This is a genomic window from Chryseobacterium sp. FR048, from assembly GCF_056844665.1.
Genome location: NZ_JBXDSE010000011.1, coordinates 77,778 through 100,895 on the forward strand (window position 1 = coordinate 77,778; position 23,118 = coordinate 100,895).

At 38.9% G+C, this 23,118-nt stretch carries 17 protein-coding genes; 7 read left to right on the top strand and 10 right to left on the bottom strand.

Annotation, left to right across the window (positions count from 1 at the left end; all coding sequences use genetic code 11):
• Positions 1–690 precede the first annotated feature (690 nt).
• From AC106K_RS24530 to AC106K_RS24550, 5 genes are all read left to right on the top strand, one after another.
• A complete protein-coding gene (locus AC106K_RS24530) occupies positions 691–1,689 on the top strand; it encodes an EamA family transporter (RefSeq protein ID WP_482448178.1) in 999 nt (332 codons plus the stop codon).
• Between the two features lie 18 nt (positions 1,690–1,707).
• Complete coding sequence (locus AC106K_RS24535) at positions 1,708–2,736, top strand: methionine ABC transporter ATP-binding protein (RefSeq protein WP_482448179.1); 1,029 nt, start codon at positions 1,708–1,710, stop codon at positions 2,734–2,736.
• The gene (metI, locus tag AC106K_RS24540; RefSeq protein WP_482448180.1) at positions 2,729–3,385 is read left to right on the top strand and encodes a methionine ABC transporter permease MetI; all 657 of its coding nucleotides are present in this window, start codon (positions 2,729–2,731) and stop codon (positions 3,383–3,385) included. The genes AC106K_RS24535 and metI overlap by 8 nt, the downstream gene beginning before the upstream one ends.
• A gap of 216 nt (positions 3,386–3,601) precedes the next feature.
• Positions 3,602–4,411, top strand: coding sequence for a methionine ABC transporter substrate-binding lipoprotein MetQ (gene metQ, locus AC106K_RS24545; RefSeq protein ID WP_482448181.1), 810 nt, complete (start codon positions 3,602–3,604; stop codon positions 4,409–4,411).
• A gap of 269 nt (positions 4,412–4,680) precedes the next feature.
• Positions 4,681–6,891 carry a glycoside hydrolase family 3 C-terminal domain-containing protein gene (locus AC106K_RS24550; protein WP_482448265.1) on the top strand — a complete coding sequence of 737 codons (2,211 nt, stop codon included), beginning with the start codon at positions 4,681–4,683 and terminating at the stop codon, positions 6,889–6,891.
• A gap of 592 nt (positions 6,892–7,483) precedes the next feature.
• Here the strand turns inward: AC106K_RS24550 and AC106K_RS24555 are convergent.
• From AC106K_RS24555 to AC106K_RS24580, 6 genes are all read right to left on the bottom strand, one after another.
• On the bottom strand, positions 7,484–9,646 hold the full coding sequence (locus AC106K_RS24555; RefSeq protein WP_482448182.1) for an outer membrane beta-barrel protein: 2,163 nt from the start codon (positions 9,644–9,646) through the stop codon (positions 7,484–7,486).
• Positions 9,647–9,951: 305 nt separating this feature from the next.
• Positions 9,952–10,503 (bottom strand): DUF2652 domain-containing protein, encoded by a 552-nt coding sequence (locus AC106K_RS24560; RefSeq protein WP_482448183.1) that lies wholly within the window; start codon positions 10,501–10,503, stop codon positions 9,952–9,954.
• Positions 10,504–10,562: 59 nt separating this feature from the next.
• A complete protein-coding gene (locus AC106K_RS24565; RefSeq protein WP_482448184.1) occupies positions 10,563–11,975 on the bottom strand; it encodes an efflux transporter outer membrane subunit in 1,413 nt (470 codons plus the stop codon).
• Positions 11,976–11,992: 17 nt separating this feature from the next.
• Entirely contained in the window at positions 11,993–15,133 is a 3,141-nt protein-coding gene (locus tag AC106K_RS24570; RefSeq protein ID WP_482448185.1) for an efflux RND transporter permease subunit, read from the bottom strand.
• Between the two features lie 9 nt (positions 15,134–15,142).
• A complete protein-coding gene (locus tag AC106K_RS24575) occupies positions 15,143–16,288 on the bottom strand; it encodes an efflux RND transporter periplasmic adaptor subunit (RefSeq protein WP_482448186.1) in 1,146 nt (381 codons plus the stop codon).
• A 215-nt stretch (positions 16,289–16,503) separates the two neighbouring features.
• Positions 16,504–17,418 (bottom strand): helix-turn-helix domain-containing protein, encoded by a 915-nt coding sequence (locus tag AC106K_RS24580; RefSeq protein WP_482448187.1) that lies wholly within the window; start codon positions 17,416–17,418, stop codon positions 16,504–16,506.
• Between the two features lie 27 nt (positions 17,419–17,445).
• Here AC106K_RS24580 and AC106K_RS24585 point away from each other — a divergent pair, with 27 nt between their 5' ends.
• Entirely contained in the window at positions 17,446–17,655 is a 210-nt protein-coding gene (locus AC106K_RS24585; RefSeq protein WP_482448188.1) for a hypothetical protein, read from the top strand.
• Between the two features lie 100 nt (positions 17,656–17,755).
• Here the strand turns inward: AC106K_RS24585 and AC106K_RS24590 are convergent, their stop codons facing one another.
• Entirely contained in the window at positions 17,756–18,505 is a 750-nt protein-coding gene (locus tag AC106K_RS24590) for a metallophosphoesterase (protein WP_482448189.1), read from the bottom strand.
• A 388-nt stretch (positions 18,506–18,893) separates the two neighbouring features.
• Positions 18,894–20,285 carry an MFS transporter gene (locus AC106K_RS24595; protein WP_482448190.1) on the bottom strand — a complete coding sequence of 464 codons (1,392 nt, stop codon included), beginning with the start codon at positions 20,283–20,285 and terminating at the stop codon, positions 18,894–18,896.
• A 144-nt stretch (positions 20,286–20,429) separates the two neighbouring features.
• On the opposite strand from AC106K_RS24595, the gene AC106K_RS24600 reads away from it, so the two are divergent.
• Positions 20,430–20,900 (top strand): Lrp/AsnC family transcriptional regulator, encoded by a 471-nt coding sequence (locus tag AC106K_RS24600; protein WP_047096988.1) that lies wholly within the window; start codon positions 20,430–20,432, stop codon positions 20,898–20,900.
• Between the two features lie 122 nt (positions 20,901–21,022).
• On the opposite strand, the gene AC106K_RS24605 is transcribed toward AC106K_RS24600, so the two are convergent.
• Entirely contained in the window at positions 21,023–21,538 is a 516-nt protein-coding gene (locus AC106K_RS24605; RefSeq protein WP_482448191.1) for a hypothetical protein, read from the bottom strand.
• Between the two features lie 18 nt (positions 21,539–21,556).
• Positions 21,557–22,606 carry a hypothetical protein gene (locus AC106K_RS24610; RefSeq protein WP_482448192.1) on the bottom strand — a complete coding sequence of 350 codons (1,050 nt, stop codon included), beginning with the start codon at positions 22,604–22,606 and terminating at the stop codon, positions 21,557–21,559.
• Between the last annotated feature and the right edge of the window lie 512 nt (positions 22,607–23,118).

Here is a 23,118-nt window from a genome sequence, read left to right on the forward strand (position 1 = left end):
AAAAATAAAGGACAGCAACAGAATGATCCAAAGTATATTTTTCATTTACTTAATCAAAAATTAAATATAATAAAAAATGCCTATTACAAAAAAGCGTCCATCAACATCACCATTGATCTGGTAATTATAAACTTAAAAAATACAGGTTTCATAGGTGTTTTGTGCCGCCTAAATAAAGACAGTCCAGTCTATTGAATGCGAAATAAGACTCCTCAGGATTGATCTCAGATTGAGCTTTCAAGAACTTTACACAATTCTCAAAATATTCAATTTATTTTATCTTTTTCATAACACAAATAAAAGTATGATTTTAGGATAATTTGAAATAAAAAAGATATAGCATCTGTTCCACTACTTAAAATTAAAAAACACAAGCAAACAACTGAAAACAAACAACTTACACTGTTAACGATAAATTAATATTTAAAATCTCTACTTTTTTAGTGGACTAATAAAAATTATATTATATATTTGCAACCGTATTCAGGAAATAAAACAAAATGAGCACAGAAACAAAGAATAATTCAACAAGTAAACATATCATCAAAAACATGATGAAGGATATGTGTATGCCTGTGCATCAAGAATACGGTGGGTGACCTTACTTTTTAATATAATATACTTTTTAAAGGCCCTACTGAATTGTAGGGCCTTTTTTCATTGAGAACGAACAACATTAAAAATATAAAAATGAGCAATTCTAAAAACAAATGGTTGGTTCCTGTTGCGTTTACCAACATCTATGTAATTTGGGGAATTACGTTTTTAGCTATTTCATTTGGCTTAAAGGGTTTTCCACCATTCATTCTTTCCGGGTTACGGTTTATGGTTGCCGGAATTCTGATGATCGCCTATCTTCTTTCTAAGGGAGAAAAAGCAAATTCTCTGGTCAACTGGAAGAAAAATGCCATTACCGGTATCCTTATTCTTACCGGAGGGACGGGTCTTGTAGCCTGGGGAGAACAATATGTAACAGCCTCTGAAGCGGCTATTTCCATAGCAACCGGCCCGTTCTGGTTCATTGCTATCGACAGAAAAAACTGGAAATATTATTTTTCGGATAAATTTATTCCGATAGGATTGATCATAGGATTTATAGGATTGGTATTCTTCTTAAAAGGAAGTGTACATTCTACGGCAGCTCATGCTGTCGGGTCCGAAAATCTTCGTATCACAGCATTTATTGTGCTGGGGTTAAGTTCCATAGCATGGGTGCTCGGTTCTTTATATTCAAAGAAAAATCCGGCCTCACAATCTACTTTTATGAATATCGCACAACAGCTTATAGTAGCGGGAGCGGCCTCTTTTATGATTGCTTTTTTCAGGAAAGAATGGACTGATTTTTCGGTATCCGAAGTTCCATTATCGGCATGGTTTGGGGTCTTATTTTTGATCTTCTTTGGATCGATAGTCGCTTATTTGTCGTACATTTGGCTGTTGTCCGTGAAACCCGCTGCTTTGGTAAGCACCCATACCTACATCAATCCTATCGTAACGGTGATTGCAGGTTGGATTGTCGCTCACCAGAGTATCAATGGAGGTCAGCTGTATGGATTATTCATCATATTGCTGGGAGTACTTCTAACGAATGTCACCAAGTATTTTAAACTTTCAAAACGGTCGAAGGTCAAAATCAGAAGATTAAGAAGATTTTTTAACAGAGCAGGCAGACGATACCAGCCTATTTAAACAGGATATAAAATCAGAATGATAGAAATCAAGAACATTTCAAAAACATTTCACCAGAAAAAACAGTCTTTTAAAGCACTGGATAAGGTGAGCCTCAATATAGAAAAAGGAGATATAGTAGGTATTATCGGGTTTTCAGGTGCCGGGAAAAGTACCCTGATCCGTACCGTCAATCTGCTGGAGCGCCCTGATGAGGGACAGATCATTATTAATGGAAAAGATTTTACAAAGCTCAATTCTAAACAACTGGCTGAAGAGCGTAAAAAGATAGGAATGATCTTTCAGCATTTCAACCTTCTTTCTTCGAGAACTGTTTTTGATAATGTAGCCCTTCCTTTGGAACTGGACCATATCAGCAAAGATCAGATCAACAAAAAAGTTAATGAATTATTGAAGATCGTAGGACTTGAAGATAAAGCGAATGATTACCCAAAAAGCCTTTCAGGAGGACAGAAACAAAGGGTAGCCATTGCAAGAGCTCTGGCCAATGATCCTCACCTTCTGCTTTGTGATGAAGCTACCAGTGCACTGGACCCGGCTACAACGCAATCTATTCTGCAGCTTTTAAGAGATATTAATCAAAGACTGGGAATTACCATCCTTTTGATTACCCACGAAATGGAAGTGATCAAAGCGGTCTGCAACCACGTTGCTGTGATCGACAAAGGAAAATTATTAACAAAAGGAACTTTAAGCGAGATTATTTCGGATAGAGAAAATCCGATCATCCGCCAATTTATAAATTCAGACATCATGACCCTGCCACAGGAACTCAGTAACAGACTGCAGAAAGAACCGAAAGAAGGTTTATTTCCGCTGGTCGAAATAGAACTAAACGAAAACATCAGTGTTGAACAAATTCTTTCAGCACTCTATAACCAATATAAAATCCCTTACAAACTTTTAAAGGCTGACGTAGAATATCTTGGAAATTCCAATTTTGGTAAGCTTTTGCTACAGCTTCAGGGTGAGGCTGAGGAAAACCAACAGGCGATTTATTATTTCAACCAAAATAAAATTCAAAATACAGTAAGAGGATATGCTTAGTGATACAGTAATTGCCCTTTTGGCAAAAGGAACCTGGGAAACGGTTTATATGACATTTCTGTCGGGATTTTTTGGTTTTGTACTGGGACTTCCGGTTGGGATTATGTTGTTTTTAACGAGAAAAGGACAACTGCTGGAAAATGCTTTCTATCATAGAGGTCTATCTATTCTGGTTAATATTTTCCGTGCGATCCCTTTTATTATTCTGATTGTATGGATGATTCCTTTTACCAGAATATTGGCCGGAACATCTATCGGAGTGAATGCAGCTTTGGTTCCACTGAGTGTAGGAGCAGCCCCGTTTATTGCAAGACTTGTGGAGAACAGCCTTATTGAAGTTCCTCACGGTCTTATTGAGACTGCAAGAGCTCTGGGAGCTTCACCATTACAGATTATCAGAAAAGTTTTGCTTCCTGAGGCCCTTCCTTCTTTAGTCAATAATGCAACCATTACTCTGATTACCCTTGTAGGGTACTCTGCAATGGGAGGTGCTGTAGGTGCCGGAGGACTGGGACAGGTGGGGTACCAGTATGGCTACATAGGATATGATATTGTCATTATGAACACTGTATTGATCTTACTTGTGCTCCTTGTATTCATCATACAGTTTATGGGAGACAGATTATCGAAAAGCTTTGATCACAGGTAGTACAGGTTGGAGAGCTTGAAAGCTCGGGGAGTTTGAGAGTAAGAGAGTTTGAGGGTAAGATGACTATAGAGTATAAGATTAATATCATCCATATTTTATCTTCTTCACCTATTTGCAATTTTGCCATTTTGCAATTTCGCCCTTTCGCCTCTTTGCCTTCTCAGCCATATTCGCTTTCTTCGCCTCCTCCCCCCAAAACCCTTTAAATAAAAAAAAATGAAAAAAATAAAAATTTTTGGTCTGCTAGCTGCTGGAGTATTGCTATTCAGTGCCTGTTCGGGAAGAAAAGATGATCCGAACTTTATCCGCGTGGGAATCACATATGGCCCGGAACAGGAAGTGGCTGAAGTGGCAAAAAAAGTAGCTAAGGATAAATACAACCTGGAAGTGGAGCTTATTCCATTCAACGATTATGTAGTTCCTAATGAGGCATTAACCAACGGAGATATTGACGCCAATGCATTTCAGCATATTCCTTATTTGACGGAACAGTCAAAACAGAGAGGCTATAACCTTGTACCTGTAGGAAATACATTCGTCTACCCTATTGTAGCGTATTCCAAAAAGATTACGAATATCAGCCAACTGCAGGAAGGCAATACCATTGTGATTCCCAATGACCCAACCAACGGAGGACGTTCTTTGCTTCTTTTGCAGAAAAGCGGCCTGCTGAAACTGAGAGACGGTGTCGGATTGTTGCCAAAAGTAACGGATATTACAGGAAACCCGAAACAACTGAAGATCATGGAGATTGAAGGAGCCCAGATCCCAAGAGTTCTGGACGACAGAGATGTTGTGGTTGGTATAATCAATAACAATTTTGCAGCTCAGGCTGGCCTAGATCAGAAAAAACAGGGCATCCTTGTTGAAGATAAAGATTCTCCTTATGTGAATGTGATTGTTGCCAGACATGACAATAAGAACAGTCAGAAAGTCAAAAATTTTGTTAAAGCCTATGAGTCTCCGGAAGTGGAAAAGAAAGCTCTGGAAGTCTTCAAAGGAGGAGCTGTAAAAGGATGGGACTGATGGTTGAGAGCGTTTGAGAGCATGAGGGAGAAGGATGAGTGAAAATGGATTTACTTTTATAGCCCTCTTCTTATCTGCTCTTACCAATAAAAATATACAACAGTAAACTGTCTGCCAATAAGCGGGCAGTTTTTTTATCTTCAAAATTTATTTTCTCAATTTGAGATAATAAAAATTTTTCTTTACTTTTGTTTTCAATCAAATAGAAAGGAATTATGTTAAAGAAAACCGTCATTATAAGTTTACTCACCTTTATTTCTGCTTCTTATATGGCTCAGACCAATACTCCCCTACCCGTTTATTTAGATGAATCCCAACCTGTGGAACAGCGTATTCAGGATGCATTATCGCGAATGACCCTGGAAGAGAAAGTGGCCATGCTCCATGCACAATCCAAATTCAGTTCGCCAGGTGTACCAAGACTCGGAATTCCGGAATTCTGGACCACTGACGGCCCTCACGGGGTACGTCCTGAAGTGATGTGGGACGAATGGGACCAGGCCGGATGGACCAACGATTCTATTATCGCTTACCCTGCTCTTACTGCATTATCTGCCACATGGAATAAAAAAATGTCTTGGAACTACGGGAAAGCATTAGGCGAAGAAGCCCGATACAGAAAAAAAGATATTCTTCTGGGACCTGGAGTCAATATCTACAGAACTCCCCTGAATGGCAGAAATTTCGAATATATGGGTGAAGATCCTTATCTGACCTCAAAAATGGTGGTTCCTTATATCAAAGGGGTACAATCTAATGGCGTTGCTACTTCTGTAAAACATTTTGCCCTCAACAACCAGGAAATGTTCCGTCATACCAGCAATGTAATTGTAGATGACAGAACCCTGTATGAAATTTATCTTCCTCCTTTCAAAGCCGCTGTCACAGAAGGTGACTCATGGACGATCATGGGCGCTTACGATATGTACAAAGGTCAATATGCCAGCCAGAACCAATATCTTCTCAATGATATTCTAAAAAAAGAATGGAACTATAAAGGAGTGGTTGTATCCGACTGGGGAGCCGTAAATAATACAGAGCAGGCTATCCACAACGGCCTTGATCTTGAATTCGGATCGTGGACCAACGGGCTTTCTGCAGGAACTAAAAATGCCTATGACAACTATTATCTGGCAAAACCTTATCTAGACCTTATCAAAGCAGGAAAAGTAGGAACTACAGAACTTGATGATAAAGTAACAAGACTACTTCGCCTTGCTTACAAAACGACAATGAACCGTAACAAACCTTTTGGAAATATTGCTTCTGAAGAGCATAAGGCTGTTGCAAAAGAGATTGGGGAAGAAGGAATTGTTCTTCTGAAAAACCAGGGAAATGTTCTTCCTATCGATATAAATAAGGCTAAAAAAATAGCGGTTATCGGAGAAAATGCCATCAAAATCATGACTGTTGGCGGTGGTTCTTCTTCTTTAAAAGTTAAATATGAAACGCTTCCTCTGGATGGCATCAAGGCCAGATTCGGAAAACAGGCTGATGTACAGTATGCGAGAGGTTATGTAGGAGATATTGGCGGTGAATACAACGGCGTAAAATCCGGACAGAATTTAAAAGATACCCGTTCTGAAGCTGAATTATTGAACGAAGCTGTAGAATTGGCCAAAAAATCTGACTATGTCATTTTTGTGGGCGGACTGAATAAAGCTGATTTCCAGGACAGCGAAGGCAACGACAGAAAAAGCTATGGACTTCCTTATAATCAGGATCATGTGATCTCTGCTCTTGCAAAAGCAAACAAAAACCTGGCTGTAGTCTTAGTATCAGGAAATGCTGTGGCCATGCCATGGATCAAGGAAGTTCCTACCGTTCTTCAATCCTGGTACCTGGGATCTGAAGCCGGAAATTCTATTGCTTCTATCTTAGCAGGTGATGCGAACCCTTCAGGAAAGCTTCCGTTTACCTTCCCTGTAAAGCTTGAAGACAACTCAGCGCATCAGCTTGGAGAATATCCCGGACAAAAAGATGAATTGGCAGCCGGGAAAGGTAAAGATCAGAAAAACCCGATCAATATTACTTACAACGAAGGCGTATTTGTAGGCTACCGTTGGCATGACACCAAAAATATAAAGCCATTGTTCAGTTTCGGACATGGATTGAGCTATACCACTTTTGAGTTTGGAAAAGCCAAAGCTGATAAAACAACTCTTTCACAGGATGATACCATTACCTTTACAGTAACGGTAAAAAATACAGGTAAAAAAGCAGGAGCAGAAGTTGCTCAACTTTACATCAGTGATTTAAAATCATCTGTTCCACGCCCGGCAAAAGAGCTGAAAGGTTTTGAAAAGATATATTTAAATCCTGGTGAGACCAAAGAAGTAAGTTTTACCATTGATAAAACGGCTCTAAGTTATTTTGATGCCGGCAAACACGACTGGGTAGCTGAACCGGGAGATTTTGAAGCCCTGATAGGAAATTCTTCGGATGCTATTAAAACAAAGGTGAAGTTTACTTTGAAATAAAAAATGAAGTTAATGCTTGATGTTTAACTTCTGAAATTAATTTTGTAGAATTGATTATGGCAGGTTTCGATTGAAATCTGCCTTTTTTGTTTCTCGCTGATTGAGGTGATTACGCAGATTTACGTTGAAAAAATTCAGTAACAGTTGGAAAAACTCAAAGTAAATATTCGTGCATTAGTGGCTATTTTTTTATCTGACGCAAAGGTATAGTGATTCCGATGCTTTATTTTAGGGAGCAAAGCAGAGCGACTTCGTCGATGATGAAGCGAAGGGGTTGTATGACTGAGTAAAAACAAATTACCAACTGAAATCTGCCTTTTTATTTCTCGCTGATTGACGAGATTATGCAGATTTGTATTGAAAAAACTTAGTGACAGTTGGAGAAACTCAAAGTAAATATTCGGGCATTAGTAGCTATTTTTTTATCTGACGCAAAGGTATAGTGATTCCGATGCTTTATTTTAAGGAGCAAAGCAGAGCGACTTCGTCGATGATGAAGCGAGGGGTTTATAGGTTATGGATTAGATGGTTGAATAAAAAAGCAGGTTTCGAATTGAAACCTGCTCCCCATTTTTATCTAACAAATCTTGAATTATTTTCCGCCTCCGGAATTTTTCTCTACATCGGTTTTGGTATTTTCTTTCACTTTCTGATTTCCGAAACGTTTTACAAAGGTAAGAGAAACTCCGTACCAGTCCCATTTCGAGTACTGTCTGAAAGTCCCGTCCGGACTGTAAGTGGTGTTATCGGCATAAGGTCTTTTAAAGATATTCATCAGCTGCATGCTCAGCTCCATCTGTGTCTTAGGAAAAATTTTGGTCACAGAGATATTATGGAAGACATTTGTATTGTTGGCATACGTATTCCCGTTATTCTGATTGGCAATTTCCATCCACGCACTCAGGTTAATATTTTTGTTGAAAAGATTGGTGTAGGAAGCATTAAGAGATCCACCCCAATAGCTGATATAGTCTTTTCCGCCTAGCTTATTCTTTTCATTAAAATCTTTATTGTTGATATAATACCAGCCAAATCCGACATTCACGTTCAGTTTGTTTTTCAGGAAATTCTGATTGGTATTGGCAAAAAGGTAATATTTTTCAACCTTTCCATCGAAGTTTCCGGGTAGGGAAACCGTTCTTCCGTTCTCCGTCACATAGGTGGTCCAGTAATCCTGGTTGGTATGCATATACCTTACAGAAAGGAAGTATTTTTTCAAAATTCCAAACTTCAGATAAAGGCGGTCATTCGGGTTAGGATTCAGATATAAATTTCCTCTGGAATAGGTACCGTTAATCTCAGGGACAAGGAAAGGGTTGAATTCTTCATACCATGGTCGCCAGATACTGCGGTTATAGGTAAAACTCACATCATACTTGTCTGAGAAACTATACTTCAACAATAGATTGGGAAGAAAATTGCCATATGAATCTTTTCGCTCCGTACCTGCTACATCCTGTCTTATTTTATAATCAATGTATTCGTATCGAAGTCCGATTCTCGCTTCCAGCTTTTTGAAAAACGTCTTGCTATAATTGGCATATAAAGAGCTGAGGTTATCTTCATAGTGGAAAGTATCATTTCTGAACAGGCTATAAAACTCAGAACCGGGATCATTTAAACTGGTTCCATAAAGACTGTTGGGAATAACATGATTATTCAATTCTGTTTTCCCTCCTACTTCAATAGTTCCCCCGGACTTACCCAGTGGCTGCGTATAATCCACTTTCAGGTAATAATTACGCATCTCATTGCTGTTAATGATTCCCAACTGCTGGATTTTCGAACCTTGCTTATCAATCAGATTATCATTATTATAACTTGAATAATTGGTCCCGATATTAATATCTAAAATTTTACTCTTTTCTTTATCATAGTACTTATAAAAGGCATTAGTCCCTAAGTTCCGGCTAAATCCCCAGGTATTCTGAGTCTGGCGAAAAGAATCATCCAGATTACCATTTGTTGATAGCGTCCCTTCGGATTCGGCCAATGATAAGCTCCTGTTCTGGTAATATTCCAGTACAAGTCCGATATTGTTCTTATCATTAATTTCAAATTCTGAGGTGGAAGAAAGAGAAGGACTTTCATTTTTCATCACATTTTCCATCCTGTAATGAGTGACCTTGTTATTATTATATCGGGTATCCGTGCTTTCATTCTTCTGAACATAAAATCCGTCACTATAGCCGCCTATAAAAGTCTGCGTGAAGCTTTTCTTATGATAATTCAGGTTGAAATTGGCGTTTTGTGAATTCTTGGTACTCTGTCTGTTGTTTAGAGAGATACTGCCTTTCATCCCTTCATCGTCTCTCTTTTTCAATACAATATTGATAACGGATCCGGAAGTTTCGTATCGTGAAGACGGGCTGGTAATCACTTCAATCTTCATCAGATTATCAGCGGGAATGGTCTTAAGGTATTCTTTTAATTCTTTTCCGGTGAAAACCGATTTTCTGTCGTTGATATAAACCGTTACGGTCTGTCCCTCTGCTTTTACAGCATCATTATTATCAATACTTACCAAGGGGGTCATTCTGAGAACATCCCACGTTGTATTTCCAGCCACAATAGAACTATTGGCTACATTAAAAACGGTTCTGTCTATTTTAGACTCTACTGTAGGCTTTCTGGCAACAAGGGTAACGCCCTCTATTTCTTTTGCCTGAGCCTTTACAGTATCTTTCGCAGCCTTAGTCTGAGCCAGTGCTAAAGAACCTGTTAATATTGCTATTGGAAATAAAATTATTTTCATGTGAAATTATAGTTTTTTCTATAAGACCACTTACATGGTAGATTTGTTACACCAATTTGTAAAAAAATATAAATAGAACAGCAATATAGAAACACCTCAACTTAACATAAATTCAAAAACAATAAAAAAGACATCATAAAATGTGTTATTTTTTAATTTTATTCATACTAAATAAACTGAAAACATATCTTATTCTTAATTTAAATTTATTTAAAGAAAATTCTCCCATACAACCAAAAAAAGCCCGGATCTCACCCGGGCCGCTAGCAATAGCAAATTTACAAGGAATAATATTAAAAAATATGCTAGTTTATACTTTCAAAATAATGGATAACCCCTACTTCAGGCAGGTGAAATTTATCCTTATTAAAATCTGGCTCTTTATGCTGGCTGTTCTCCAGGAATGAATTACTGAAAAGCGCATAGGAAGGCTGCTCTGCCACACCGTTTTTCAATAGCTGATGTGCCTCCACAATTGTCTTTCCGTATAATTTTCTGAAGTTCCCGATATTATACTGTGAAAATGAGCCATAATGAACAATAAATTTGAGTGACAGATCAATGGTTGTACTTAAACTTTTGCTGAGTTCCGCAATCTTCCTGTTGAATGCAGATCTCATTTTCCAGAGCATCCGTGAGATACTTTGATAAGACGGGCTATCATCATAGCGGTAAAATAAAATGGCATCCCCCTCAATCTCAGAAATTTCAAAATACTGATCATTCACATCGATCAGCGTAGAAAGCAACTGCCGTACAATATACTCTCCGGTATACAGCTTCGTATTGAATACAAATTCTGTAAATCCGCTGAAATCCGGTATAAGAATGATCCCCTCTTGTATATTTGTTTTCATAATGATAATGGATTAAAAACCTGCTCCATCACTAAAGACGAAGCAGATTCAGTTTTACTTTATTGCCATCCGCCTCCTACAGAACGGTAAAGCGCCGTTATCGCATTCAGTCGCTGAGCTTTCAGAGAAGCCAGTTCCATTTCTGCCTGTAACTTATTGCTTTGTGCTATAATGACCTCTACATAAGTGGCAGAATTGTATTTGAATAACAAATCAGCTTTTTTTACAGCTTCTCCTGATTTTACAGCCAGCCCTTCAGCAATTTTCTGCTGTTCTTCCAGCTTTTGAATCTGCACCAAAGCATCAGAGACCTCTCCTACCGCTTTCAAAACAGATTGCTTAAAACCAATTTCTGCCTGATCAGCCAGTACTTTTGATTGTTCGTACTGTGTTTTCAGTTGCTTACCATTCAAAATAGGCTGTGCAATCGCTCCGGCAGCCATCCCGAAAAGAGATCCGGGAATACTGAACCAGTGGCTGATCTGGAAAGCATTGACACCTCCCTGGGCAGTAATATTCAGAGAAGGATACATATTCATTTTGGCTACATGAATGGCCGCTGCGCTTTTTCTTACGTTCAGTTCAGCTGTTTTCACATCAGATCTGTAGCTTAATAATTCAGACGGAATCCCCGCCGAAATATGATCCGGAGACTGTACAGTATTCAAGCTTTCCTTTCTTTCAATCCTGCCTGGCATAGAACCGGTAAGCAGACTCAGTGCATTTTCCTGAATGGTAACAGCGCTTTCAATAGCCGGAATTGATTTAAGGATCTGATCTTTTACAATTTCCTGCTGCTGTACCGCCAAAGCAGTCGTCAGGCCGAGCTCCTGTTGTTTTGTCAGGAATTTCAAGGTATTATCTGCATAGATTAAATTGGATTTTGTAATCTCCAACTGAGTATCCAGCATCAGCAGATTATAATAGCTTTGTACTACAGTGGCTACCAACTGCGTTTTTACAGCCTTCGCCGCTTCCTGGGTTTTAAGGTATTCTGCCAGAGCCTGCTCTTTTCTCCCTTTGATCTTCCCCCAAATATCTGCTTCCCAGGAAATATTTACAGATGCCGTATAATCTTCCATATACCTTTTCCCCATAAACTGCCCGGCCATCATTCCGTTCATACTGTTATCCGAAGGACGGTTGATATTCGCATTCGCACCGGCACTGATGACAGGAACATTCCCCCATTTGCTTTGGTTGTAAGCCAATGAAGCAAATTCGATCTGTTTCAAAGCGATCCGCAGATCATTGTTCTGCACCATCGCTTTATCGATCAATCCAACCAGAACAGGATCTTTGAAAAAATCTTTATAGCTGATCTTAGCCATATTTTCATTTTGTTCCGCCACAATGCTGTCACTTCTGAAAGCTTCAGGCATATTCACTTCAGGCTGTTCATATTTCTGAACCTTACACGAAACGGCGGTTCCTGAAATGAATGCGATATATGCTATATTTTTAATTTTCATTTTTAAAGTCATTTGAATTAATATTCCCAATCCGCATCCGTTACCACTTTTCCACTGATTCTCTCATGCAATGCCTGGAATACCACGAAAAGAACCGGAACCACAAAGATCCCCAGGATCGTTCCGAAAAGCATCCCTGAAATAGCGGCGTACCCGATAGAATGGTTACCTAATGCAGACGGACCAACTACAAATACCAATGGAATCAAACCGGTAATAAACGCCAGAGAGGTCATCAGGATAGGACGTAAACGTGCTTTTGCCCCTTCCACCGCTGAAGCAATAAGACTCTTCCCTGCTCTACGTCTCTGAATGGCAAATTCCACAATCAGAATACCATTCTTTGCCAGCAGCCCGATCAGCATCACCAAAGCAATCTGCACATAAATATTATTGGAAAGATCTGCAAACGTAATCCCTACAAAGACTCCTGATAAACCTACCGGAATAGCAATCAGAACCGCCAGCGGAAGGATGTAACTTTCATACTGTGCAGACAGTAAAAAGAATACGAATACAATACACAATCCAAAAATCATCACCGATTGTGAACTGGAACCTGCCTCTTCACGGCTCATTCCTTTATAATCATAAGTATATCCAGGAGGAAGCACCTGCTGGCTCACTTCTTTAACTGCAGCCATAGCCTGTCCCGTACTGTATCCAGGGGCCGCCATTACCGTAAGATTGGACGAGTTGAAAAGATTGAAACGGTCTACCACTTCAGCACCGGTTACTTGTTTCAGGCTCACCAACGTGTTGACAGGAACCATCTGACCAAGATTATTTTTAACGAAAATACCGTTCAGTGATTCTTTATCCTGTCTCATCTCCGGACTGGACTGTACCAATACTCTGTAATATTTCCCAAACCTGTTGAAGTCCGAAGCCTGAATACTTCCATAGTATCCCTGCATCACGCCTAATACATCCGAAACATTCACTCCAAGCTGAGCAGATTTCACCTCATCTACAAGTACTTCAAACTGCGGATAGGTCACGTCAAATGTTGTAAATGCCACCGCTACTTCCGGTCTCTGCATCAAAGCGCCCATCATTCCGTAAGAAATATTTCCTAAATTCTGAAGCTCGCCATTGGTACGGTCCTGAAGCACAAGCTCCATTCCGCTGGTATTCCCAAAACCATCAACGGTTGGTGTATTAATCACCAGGAAATTGGCTCTTTTATCCTGAGAAAGCATCCCTTGGGTCTGTCCGATAATATCATTAATATTGTTAACAGCACCTCTTTCGCCTGATTTTTTTAATTTAACGAAAATAGAAGCTGCTGAAGATGACATCGAACCACTGAACAGGTTTAATCCATCTACTGAAATTACTTTTTCCACTGCCGGATTTTTCATCAAAAGATCTTCGGTATCAGAAACTACTTTTGAAGTTCTGTCTTTGGAAGCTCCCGGAGCCAGGTTGGCTGTTACAATAATGAAACTCTGATCTTCATCCGGAATAAATCCTTTAGGAGTGGTCATAGACATCCAGGCAAACAATCCTCCGAACGCCACAATCATAATGAATGCGATCCATTTTCTTTTTAAAAGGAATAAAACCGCTTTTCCATAACGGAATGTCAGTTTATTAAAACTCGCATTGAATCCGGCGAAGAAACGATCTTTAAAGTTCATTTTTTCGTGAGTGCCACCATGATGCTGTTTCAAAAACAAAGCACACAATGCCGGGCTCAGCGTTAAAGCATTTACTGCTGAAATCACAATGGCAATAGCCAAGGTCAAAGCAAACTGCTGATAAAACAATCCTGTGGAGCCACTCATAAATGCTACCGGAACAAATACTGCAGACATGATCAGCGTAATGGAAACAATAGCTCCTGTGATCTCGCTCATTGCAGACATGGTCGCCGCTCTCGGATTCAGTTTTTTATGCTCCATCTTGGCGTGGACAGCCTCTACAACTACAATAGCATCATCCACCACAATACCGATGGCCAGTACCAATGCAAATAATGTCAGAATATTGATTGAGAACCCGAAAACCTTCATAAAGAAGAACGTTCCTACGATAGATACCGGAACTGCAATTGCCGGAATCAATGTTGAACGGAAGTCCTGAAGGAAAATATACACCACAATAAATACCAGAATAAACGCTTCTATCAGCGTATGAATTACCTGTTCTATCGACTGATCCAGCGCTTCTTTGGTGGCATAAGGAATTTCATAATCCATTCCTGCCGGGAACGATTTTTCCAGTTCTTTCATTCTTTCCTGAAGAGCAATCTGCACTTCATTGGCATTCGATCCTGCCATCTGGAAAATCGCCATCGTTACGGAAGGCTTTTTATTGAAATTGGAAGAAACGGTATAACTATAAGCTCCAAACTCTACCTTGGCAACATCTTTCAGTTTTAAAACAGAACCATCGCTCAATGCTTTAATGGTAATATTTTCATATTGCTCAGGTTCAGTGAATTTTCCTTTGTACCGAAGAACATATTCCATCACTTCTTTACTTCTTTCACCCAATCTTCCGGGTGCTGCTTCCAGGTTCTGAGCCTGAATGGCACGGGAAACATCAGACGGCGTAAGATTATAGGAAGTCAGTTTATTCGGGTCAAGCCAGATACGCATAGAGTAATCTTTATTACCGTATACCATTGCATCTCCTACTCCTTTCACTCTTTTCAGTTCCGGTACAATATTGATCTTGGCATAGTTTTCCAGAAAGAGATCGTTCATTGAACCATCTTTACTGGTCAGTGAAACCATCGCAATCATACTGTTCTGTCTCTTCAGCGTTGTAATCCCGGCCTGGATAACCTCTGCCGGCATCTGATTGGTCACCTGGGCCACCCTGTTCTGAACATTGATCGCCGCCTGATCAGGATCAGTTCCCAGCTTAAAAATGACGGTAATATTTAAGGTTCCATCATTACTCGCTGTAGAAGTAATATAGTCCATATTCTCTACTCCATTGATAGCGTTCTCCAATGGTGGCGCAACAGATCTTGCAATCGTCTCAGCGTTGGCCCCCGGATACACTGCAGTTACCATTACCGTAGGCGGCGCAATGTCCGGAAATTTGGTGATAGGCAGACTGACCATACCGACAATTCCCAATATGACAAGCAATACGGAAATAACCGTTGCCAATACGGGTCTTTTTATAATTTTCTTTAACATGATTTCTTTTTACGATTTTTTCTGTTGAGCATTTTTCTTTTGTGCCACTACAGGTGTTCCCGGCTGCAATCTGTCGAAACCGGAAACGATATACTGATCTCCGGCTTTAAGCCCTTTGGATACGATGAAATGATCACCAGCCTTTCCGTCCACTTCTACAGGAAGCATTTCTGCTTTTCCGCTCTTGATGGTAAATACGAAAACCTTATCCTGAATGGTTCTGGTAGAAGCAATCGGAAGTAAAACAACATTGCTGTAAAACTGATCCAATACGATTTTTCCGGTATTTCCGCTTCTTAAAACATTCTTTGGATTCTCAAATTTTGCTCTTAAAGTAATCGCTCCGGTAGTTTTGTTAAACTGGCCTTCTACAGCATCAATTCTTCCTTTCTCAGTATATTTTTCACCTCCGGAAAGCAACAAGGAAACAGCAGGAGTATTTTTGATCACCTCGTCAATGCTGCTGCCTGTATATTGTTTTTGGAAGTTATTAAAATCATTCTCACTCAGACTGAAATAAGTATACACCTGATGAATATCTGATAATAATGTAATCGGTTCCTGATTCCCCGGTGTCATCAAGCTTCCCAGACGGTAGTTGAACCTTCCGATAAATCCGCTCACCGGCGCTTTAATGGTGGAGAAATTAAGATTGATCTTCGCCGATTCAATGGATGAGGTCGACTGGCTTACCGCTCCTCTTGCCGCATTATAAGCAGCCTCCGCTTCTTTCACCTGAATCTCTGAAACCATTTTGTTTCTGAAGAGTTCTTTTTTTCTATCGAGATCAATTTTAGACGTAGAAAGGTTTGCCTGGGCTGTGATCAATGCTGCCTGAGCACTTTTCAGCTGCTCACGGAAAACCTGATCTTCAATTTTGAACAGGGTCTGCCCCGCTCTTACAAAATCTCCTTCATCCACAAAAATTTTGCTTAAATAGCCTGTTACCTGCGGTCTGATTTCCACATTGGAAACCCCTTCTACCGATGCCGCATATTCTCTGGAAACAGAAGCGTCTCCTTGTTGTACTATTTCTACAGGAAGTTCTGGTGCCTGTTGCTGATAAGATGAGTTGGGGTTATTTTTCCTACATCCCGCCAAGACGATGAGTGAGAGGAAAAGTAAGGTTGATTTCTGAATAAAAAATCTTTGCATAACAATAATCCTTTTAAATTTCCGCACAAAATTCGAACGAAAAAAATTGAATAGAATTATTCGAAAAACTCCTTGTTTTGTCAGAAAGACTCCTAATTTTAAAAAACATGAGAAATATCATTTATAGACAATATAAATGATAATATTCGGTTTTTTTAATCAAAAAAGAACAAAAATTTAGCAAAAAGACATCAATACAAATAACTCACTCATACTCAATACAAATCATCTTTTCTATATTCTAAAGGTGACCTGCCTGTATGTTTTTTAAAAAATTTACTGAAAGACGCCTGATCTGAAAATTTCAGCTGCACAGCAACTTCATTGATATTCAAATTAGGGTTTTTAAGTAACAGTCTGGCTTCTACCGCCAAAACTTGATGAATAATATCTCTTGGGGATTTAAAAGTCGTTTTATTAATAACCTTAGTCAGATATTTACGGCTGATAAACAGTTTATCGGCATAAAACTGAACATTATGTTCTTCTTTGAAATACTCCTGAACGAGTTTGAAAAAGCTGGTGGTAAGTTCATCTTCCCTGTGAGTAACCAGATGCGGCTTTTCAATCTTTTTGAAATAGTTGTCAATTTCATAGATCACCAGAGAGAAGTGATGCCAGATCATTTCATTAAAGTAATAATTATCTTTCTCTTTATTATTCAACGCTTTCAGTTCATCCAAATGAAAATCCATTCTCCTGTAGAGATCCGGTTCGTTGCGTACAATATGGGTAGGATCTGATGAAAGACTCTTCAGTACATTATTAGACTTATAGTTAAACCCTGCCTGAGAAATAAAATCAACGGAAAAGAAAATGTATTTCGCGTGGTAATCATCTGCAATATGATCTACCCAAAACGTTTCTGCAATGGGACAAAAAACAATATCTCCTTTAGACACCTCATAACTCCTGTCGTCAAGCCTAAAGCTAACACTCCCCTTTTGCACCATAAAAATACAGAAGTAATCTGACCGATACGGAATGTTTGGTTTTATAATATAGTTTGCCCTATCGATTTCCATCACCACAAATTCCTGAATCCTGAGATCAAATTCTACCTGTGAAAGAACTTCATCAAAAGCTAGTTGTGAAACAAAATCGGGTTCCGGCCGGAGTTTTTTAGGCATTGAAAGAGAATTGGGAATACGAAGGTAGTGAATAGTTGGGAAAGGGGGAAGGGTGGAATTGCGAAAGGGAGGAAAGGCCAAGGGGCTAAGGAGGCGAAGAAAGCTGAGAGAACCGAGAAGGCGAAATTGCTAAAGGGAGGAAAGGCGAAGGAGGCTGAGAAGGCGAAGAAAGCTGAGAGAGCTGAGAGAACCGAGAAGGCGAAATTGCTAAAGGGAGGAAGGGCAAAAGGAAGCTGAGAAGGTAAAGGAGACTGAAAGAGAGAAGGGAGCAAAGAGGAAACTTGCTGATTGGGATGTTTTTTTGTCTTTTTATTTCCCCTTTTTATGCTTCTCTAGTCTAGATAATTTCGATGATCTGTTCTTTATTATATCCATTGTATTTTTCATCAATATATCCGTGGGGGTTACAGATAATTTCTGTTTTTTCAATATTATATCGGCATGGGGTATGGATGTGGCCATGAATCCAGTACAAAGGCTGATGTTCAAGGATCATTTCTTCCAGATTGGAGGCGTAAGCAGCTGTTAACGGATCTTCTTTATAATGCTCCGGCACCGATTGCAGACTTGGTGCATGATGAGTAACGACTATATTTTTCAGACCTTTTGATTCTTCAAGGCTTTCCTGTAACCAGGTTTTTGAAAACTGATGAATTTTAAAAGTATCCATCGTTCTCATTTTTGAATACAACGGATCACGTCTGATCATTTTATAGTCATTCATCAGAGGTTGGCAAATCATCCCATATTTCACAGGATTACCAAAGAGGGAAAAATCCGTCCACAATGTCGCCCCGTGAAAACGTACATCTTCCACGTCCACAAAAGAATTTTCAAGCACAAAAACATTGGAGTCTTCAGCTGCGGCTTTAATTTTATTGAGTGTTTTCGGATAGGAACCTTTATAATACTCATGATTCCCAAGAACATAAATCACGGGTTTATCAGTAATTTTACTTTTAATCCATTCTACTCCTTTTGTCCCAAGATTCACATCTCCTGCCAGAACCACCACATCTGCATGATCAAAACACAATTCTGTACTTCCAAATTCCTGATGAAGATCACTAATCACCTGTATTTTCATGATATTTTGTAAAAAGCAAAGATAGTAAGTGTAGGGAAAGGAGGAAAGGATAAACGTGAAATAGCGAAAGGGCAAAAAGGTAAAAAGGCAAAAGGGTAAAAGGGCGAAAGAAGGAAAGAAGGAAAGACACTCAGAACATCAGTAAGACTGAGATGATTCAGAAGGGAGAATAGAAAAAATAAAAAAATATAAAATTTTATACATCATGCAATTCGAATAAATCATCCATTCCTTTATATTATTATTTCTTTTTTTTAAGACCTAAATCTCCTCTGCCTTCTTACATTTTTGCATTTTCGCCCTTTTGCCTTTTCACCTTTCCACAAAAAAAGAACCGACACCTAAGCACCGATTCCTTATCATATAGTTTGTGTAATTTTAAGGCCGCTTATGATGAAACGGCTATTTTTGCTTGTTTCACTTTTAAGCTTTTCAATATAAAATAGAATAACATTCCGAGTGCTGAAAGGGCGTACCCGATCAAAATAATCAGATTAAGGCTTCCTACTGCAAATTCTGAAGGAAATACCTGGCTCATTAAAGTCATGAATGACAATCCAATCCCTGCTCCCAGAAAGTAACTTGTAGAACTCAAACTTGATGCCAATCCGTAATTTACAGGTTCTATATCCTGAATTCCCATTACTGAAAGTGCCGTAAAACAGAATGTCATTCCCACTCCTGAAATACATGCTGCCCCCAATAATACTAAAGTTAGCGGATGCCCGGTATACACTGAAGTCAGCAACAATAATCCTCCTGTAAGCATAAATAACCATCCTAAAACACCCATTTGAGAAGAGCTGAAACGTTTTGACACATGAGGAAGGATAAATTTTGCCGTCAATGCAGATACCACACTGAAAGGAACCAACATCAATCCTGCAGACGCTGCACTATATCCCATATCTTTCTGAAGCATCAGGGAGATCAGAAACAGAAATCCTATGAAAAACGCCCCCAAAGCAAAGAATGCCGCATTAGAAACTACTAATGATCTGTGCTTAAAAAGCTGCAAATCAAACAAGGGTTCTGCCACAGATTTTAACCTGTAATATACAACCACCAAAAGCAATACAGCCAGAACCAGAGAACCCACCACAAGCAATGGCTGATCTTTGATATGAACTAATTCATGAGTTCCGTAAGTCAAGCTTAAAAGCCCCAATACCATCAGTATCCCAGAAACAAGATCTGTTTTCTGAGAGGTTTCATTTTTCTCATCTGAAGGCAGATAATAATAAGACAAGATCAATGTGATGAAAAGAATCGGCACATTAATAAGAAATACCCAATGCCAGCTCAGGTATGTACTGATAATTCCACCCACGGAAAGACCGCTTCCTGAACCAATAGCTGCAAATGAACTGAAAATTCCTATAGCACGATTCCGCTCCTGCTCCCCTCTGAAAGTATTGGTTACAATCGACAATGCCGATGGCATTACCAATGCCGCTCCCAATCCCTGAAGAGCCCGGAATACCGCCAATACTTCAAAACTTCCGGATAATCCTGCTCCTAATGAGGTCAGCATAAAGATCAAAGCTCCCCATAAGAACATTTTCTTTCTTCCGATCTGATCAGAAAGCTTCCCACCAATGATCAGAAAACCTCCAAAGAACAAAACATAAAGGGTCTGAAGCCACTGAACTGTCTCTGCTCCGATCTTAAACTGCTGCTGAATAGAAGGAATAGTCAAATTAATAATGGCAATATCCAACGCCTCTACAAAAGTCCCAACCGATGCTAAAATTAATATTACATTCTTCCTTGTATCCATATATTCAAATTTCCTGCAAAATTAAAATTAACAGAACGTATATAAAAATTTAACCTTAAATTTGGAACAAAATAAAATTAAAACACAATAATAAAGAACAAAACAACTAAAACAACAAATCATAATCTATAAAAACAGAACAAAATGGCAACAGAAAATTATACTCCGGATGAAAAAGACTTATCGATTTTAAGATTACTTCAGAAAGATGCTAAAATGAGCGTCCGAGATATTTCCGCAAGGATCAATCTGAGCCCAACTCCTACTCACGAACGTATCAAACGGATGGAAAAACAGGGAATTATCAAGGAATATACTGCTGTGGTAGACCGTAAAAAAGTAAATAAAGGAATGATGGTCATTTGTATGATTGCCCTGAATGTACACAATAAGAAAACCGCAGGAAAATTCATTGAGGAAGTCAGCAAGCTGAAAGAAGTGGTTGAGTTTTACAACATCAGCGGAGATTTTGATTTTATGCTTAAGATTCTGGCACCTAATATGGATGAATTTCATGAGTTTTTCATCAACAAGCTTTCAGAGATTGAAGGAATCGGGCAGACTAAAAGCATCTTTGTGATGAACAGCATTAAAGAAACTGTTCAGATCGTATAAAGCAGATCACATTTTTCGACACATTTAAAAATAAAAAAAACAGCTGCATATGATCTATACAGCTGTTTTCAAGAGATATTTAAGCCCCGGCTTCCCGGGTACGATTATTAATCTGATTTTTTTTATTTCCAATAGTTCCAAACTGATCCGTCAAATACTGCCAATGTTTTACTGGCTGTATCATAGCATATCATTCCGGGGTATGGATTTTTTACATTAAGATGCGGCATTGAAATCTGAGGCAGGATCATTGCTTTATCCTGAGATTCCAGAACCAATACTCCATCTGCTCTGCTGGATGACTCACCCATTACAACCCCTTTCCCCAGCTCCGCAGTCGTATTCGCCACAACAGCTGCTGAGTTTCCTGCATCTGATAATGACTTCCAGGTATCATTTTCATATACTTTAACTTTATTATCTGTTGTATCGAAAACAAAGGTTCCGTTCACCAGTGCTCCGGTGGCAACACCTGATGTCGCAGGAAGGATCAGTCCTTTTGTATTACCCGCTACATTATTGAAATCCAAAACAGTGCTGTTGCCGTCTACCACCTGCTTTCCAATAGCTACCTGGGCAACTGAAAAGTTAAAAAAGGCAACCGCAGCCACAATACTTATATTTTTTATATTTTTCATAATACCTTGTCAATTAAATTAATCGTTACAGCTTCTCTCCACACACTTCCATTCTGAACCGTTGTAAAGCTTTACACATTTGTCCTGAATATCATACAACAACATTCCTTCTTTTGGATCGGCAATAGCATCTCCGGATTGCGGAGTCTGGCTTACGTGCTGTACTCTGGTAATGACAAATCCTTTGTCTTTTGATTCCATAGCCAGAAAGCCATTAGGAATGTTCTCAGGCCATGAGCTGCTTTTCTGCTGTATGGTAATTCCGAATTTGGTAAAACCGTCCGGTGTACCTGAAGTTGCCGGCTTGGTACAGAAGCCATCCATATCATCAATAATTGTAGGCGCATTTCCACAACTGCTTTTATCATCAGATAATCCTTTTGGCCAAAGTAACGGACAGGTAGCAGACGTAGCATTAGGACCGCAGAAACTAGCTGCACCAGGACCAAGACTTGTAACACTTGCCATTGCAATCGCTATAATCTGACTGTCATCACTTAAAACCGACCCATTTCCGCCGCTTACATCTCCTTTAGCAATACAATAAGCTTTACCGGCGGGCAGGCCTACATACTTAATAAAGGGATAAGTTGTTGATTGCTGGGTAAATGTACCACATATCTCCACCACACTATTCGTTCCCATCTCCATTGTAGAAGTTACATTTGGATAGGTTCCAAAAAATGAAGTATCTCCCTGAACTACTGACCCTACCAGTGACAAGAATGATTTGGTTCCTAATTTAATTACTGAAGTCTGATTGGTTCCAAAAGTACCTATGAGGATAGATCCATTGGATCTGACGCTTGCTCCATCTCCAATCTCCAACACTCCATCAACCTGAATATTAACAGATTGTAACTGTCCGGTCTGAATAATAAGTGTTGCACCATTTGGAATACTAATATTGGTTCCAACATTAAGATTTCCATTAAGGCAATACGTATTCCCGGGGGTCATTGGCTGCCCGGTATAGGCAATACATTGGGCACCGGCCACACTGTAAAAGGCAATCATCAATAAAAAAATCAATTTCTTATTGATATTTAAAAAAACTAAACTATTCATATGTATTTGTAGAAATTTAACATATTATTTATATTTTAATGACAAATATTTATCATTTCAATATATCGAATCCCTAATAAACAATTAACATACCAAACTTCATTTAATTATTTAAATAATAATACCATACTGTGTAGAAATTTATTTTAATCTAAGAATAACAATTTATAAATCAATTTTTAAAACAAGCCCAATCCACTACGAAACAATACTTTACAAAACAAGAGCTTATGTATTTGAGAAATACTTTCTTACTATTAAAAATACCACTATTTTCACACTAATATTACCTTATTATTAAAAAAAATAAAATATTATTTCATCAACAATGCCATTTCATTAAAAAAAAACGTAAAACAGGCCATTCATCCGATATACTACACAGATACTACATGATATATTTTACCGATCATAATCATTTTACAATGGTGTTGTGTTTTCATTTCTTCAATCATGTTCATTATAAAACTGAATCATCTGCCTCATTATAATTCGCATTAAAAAACGTAAAT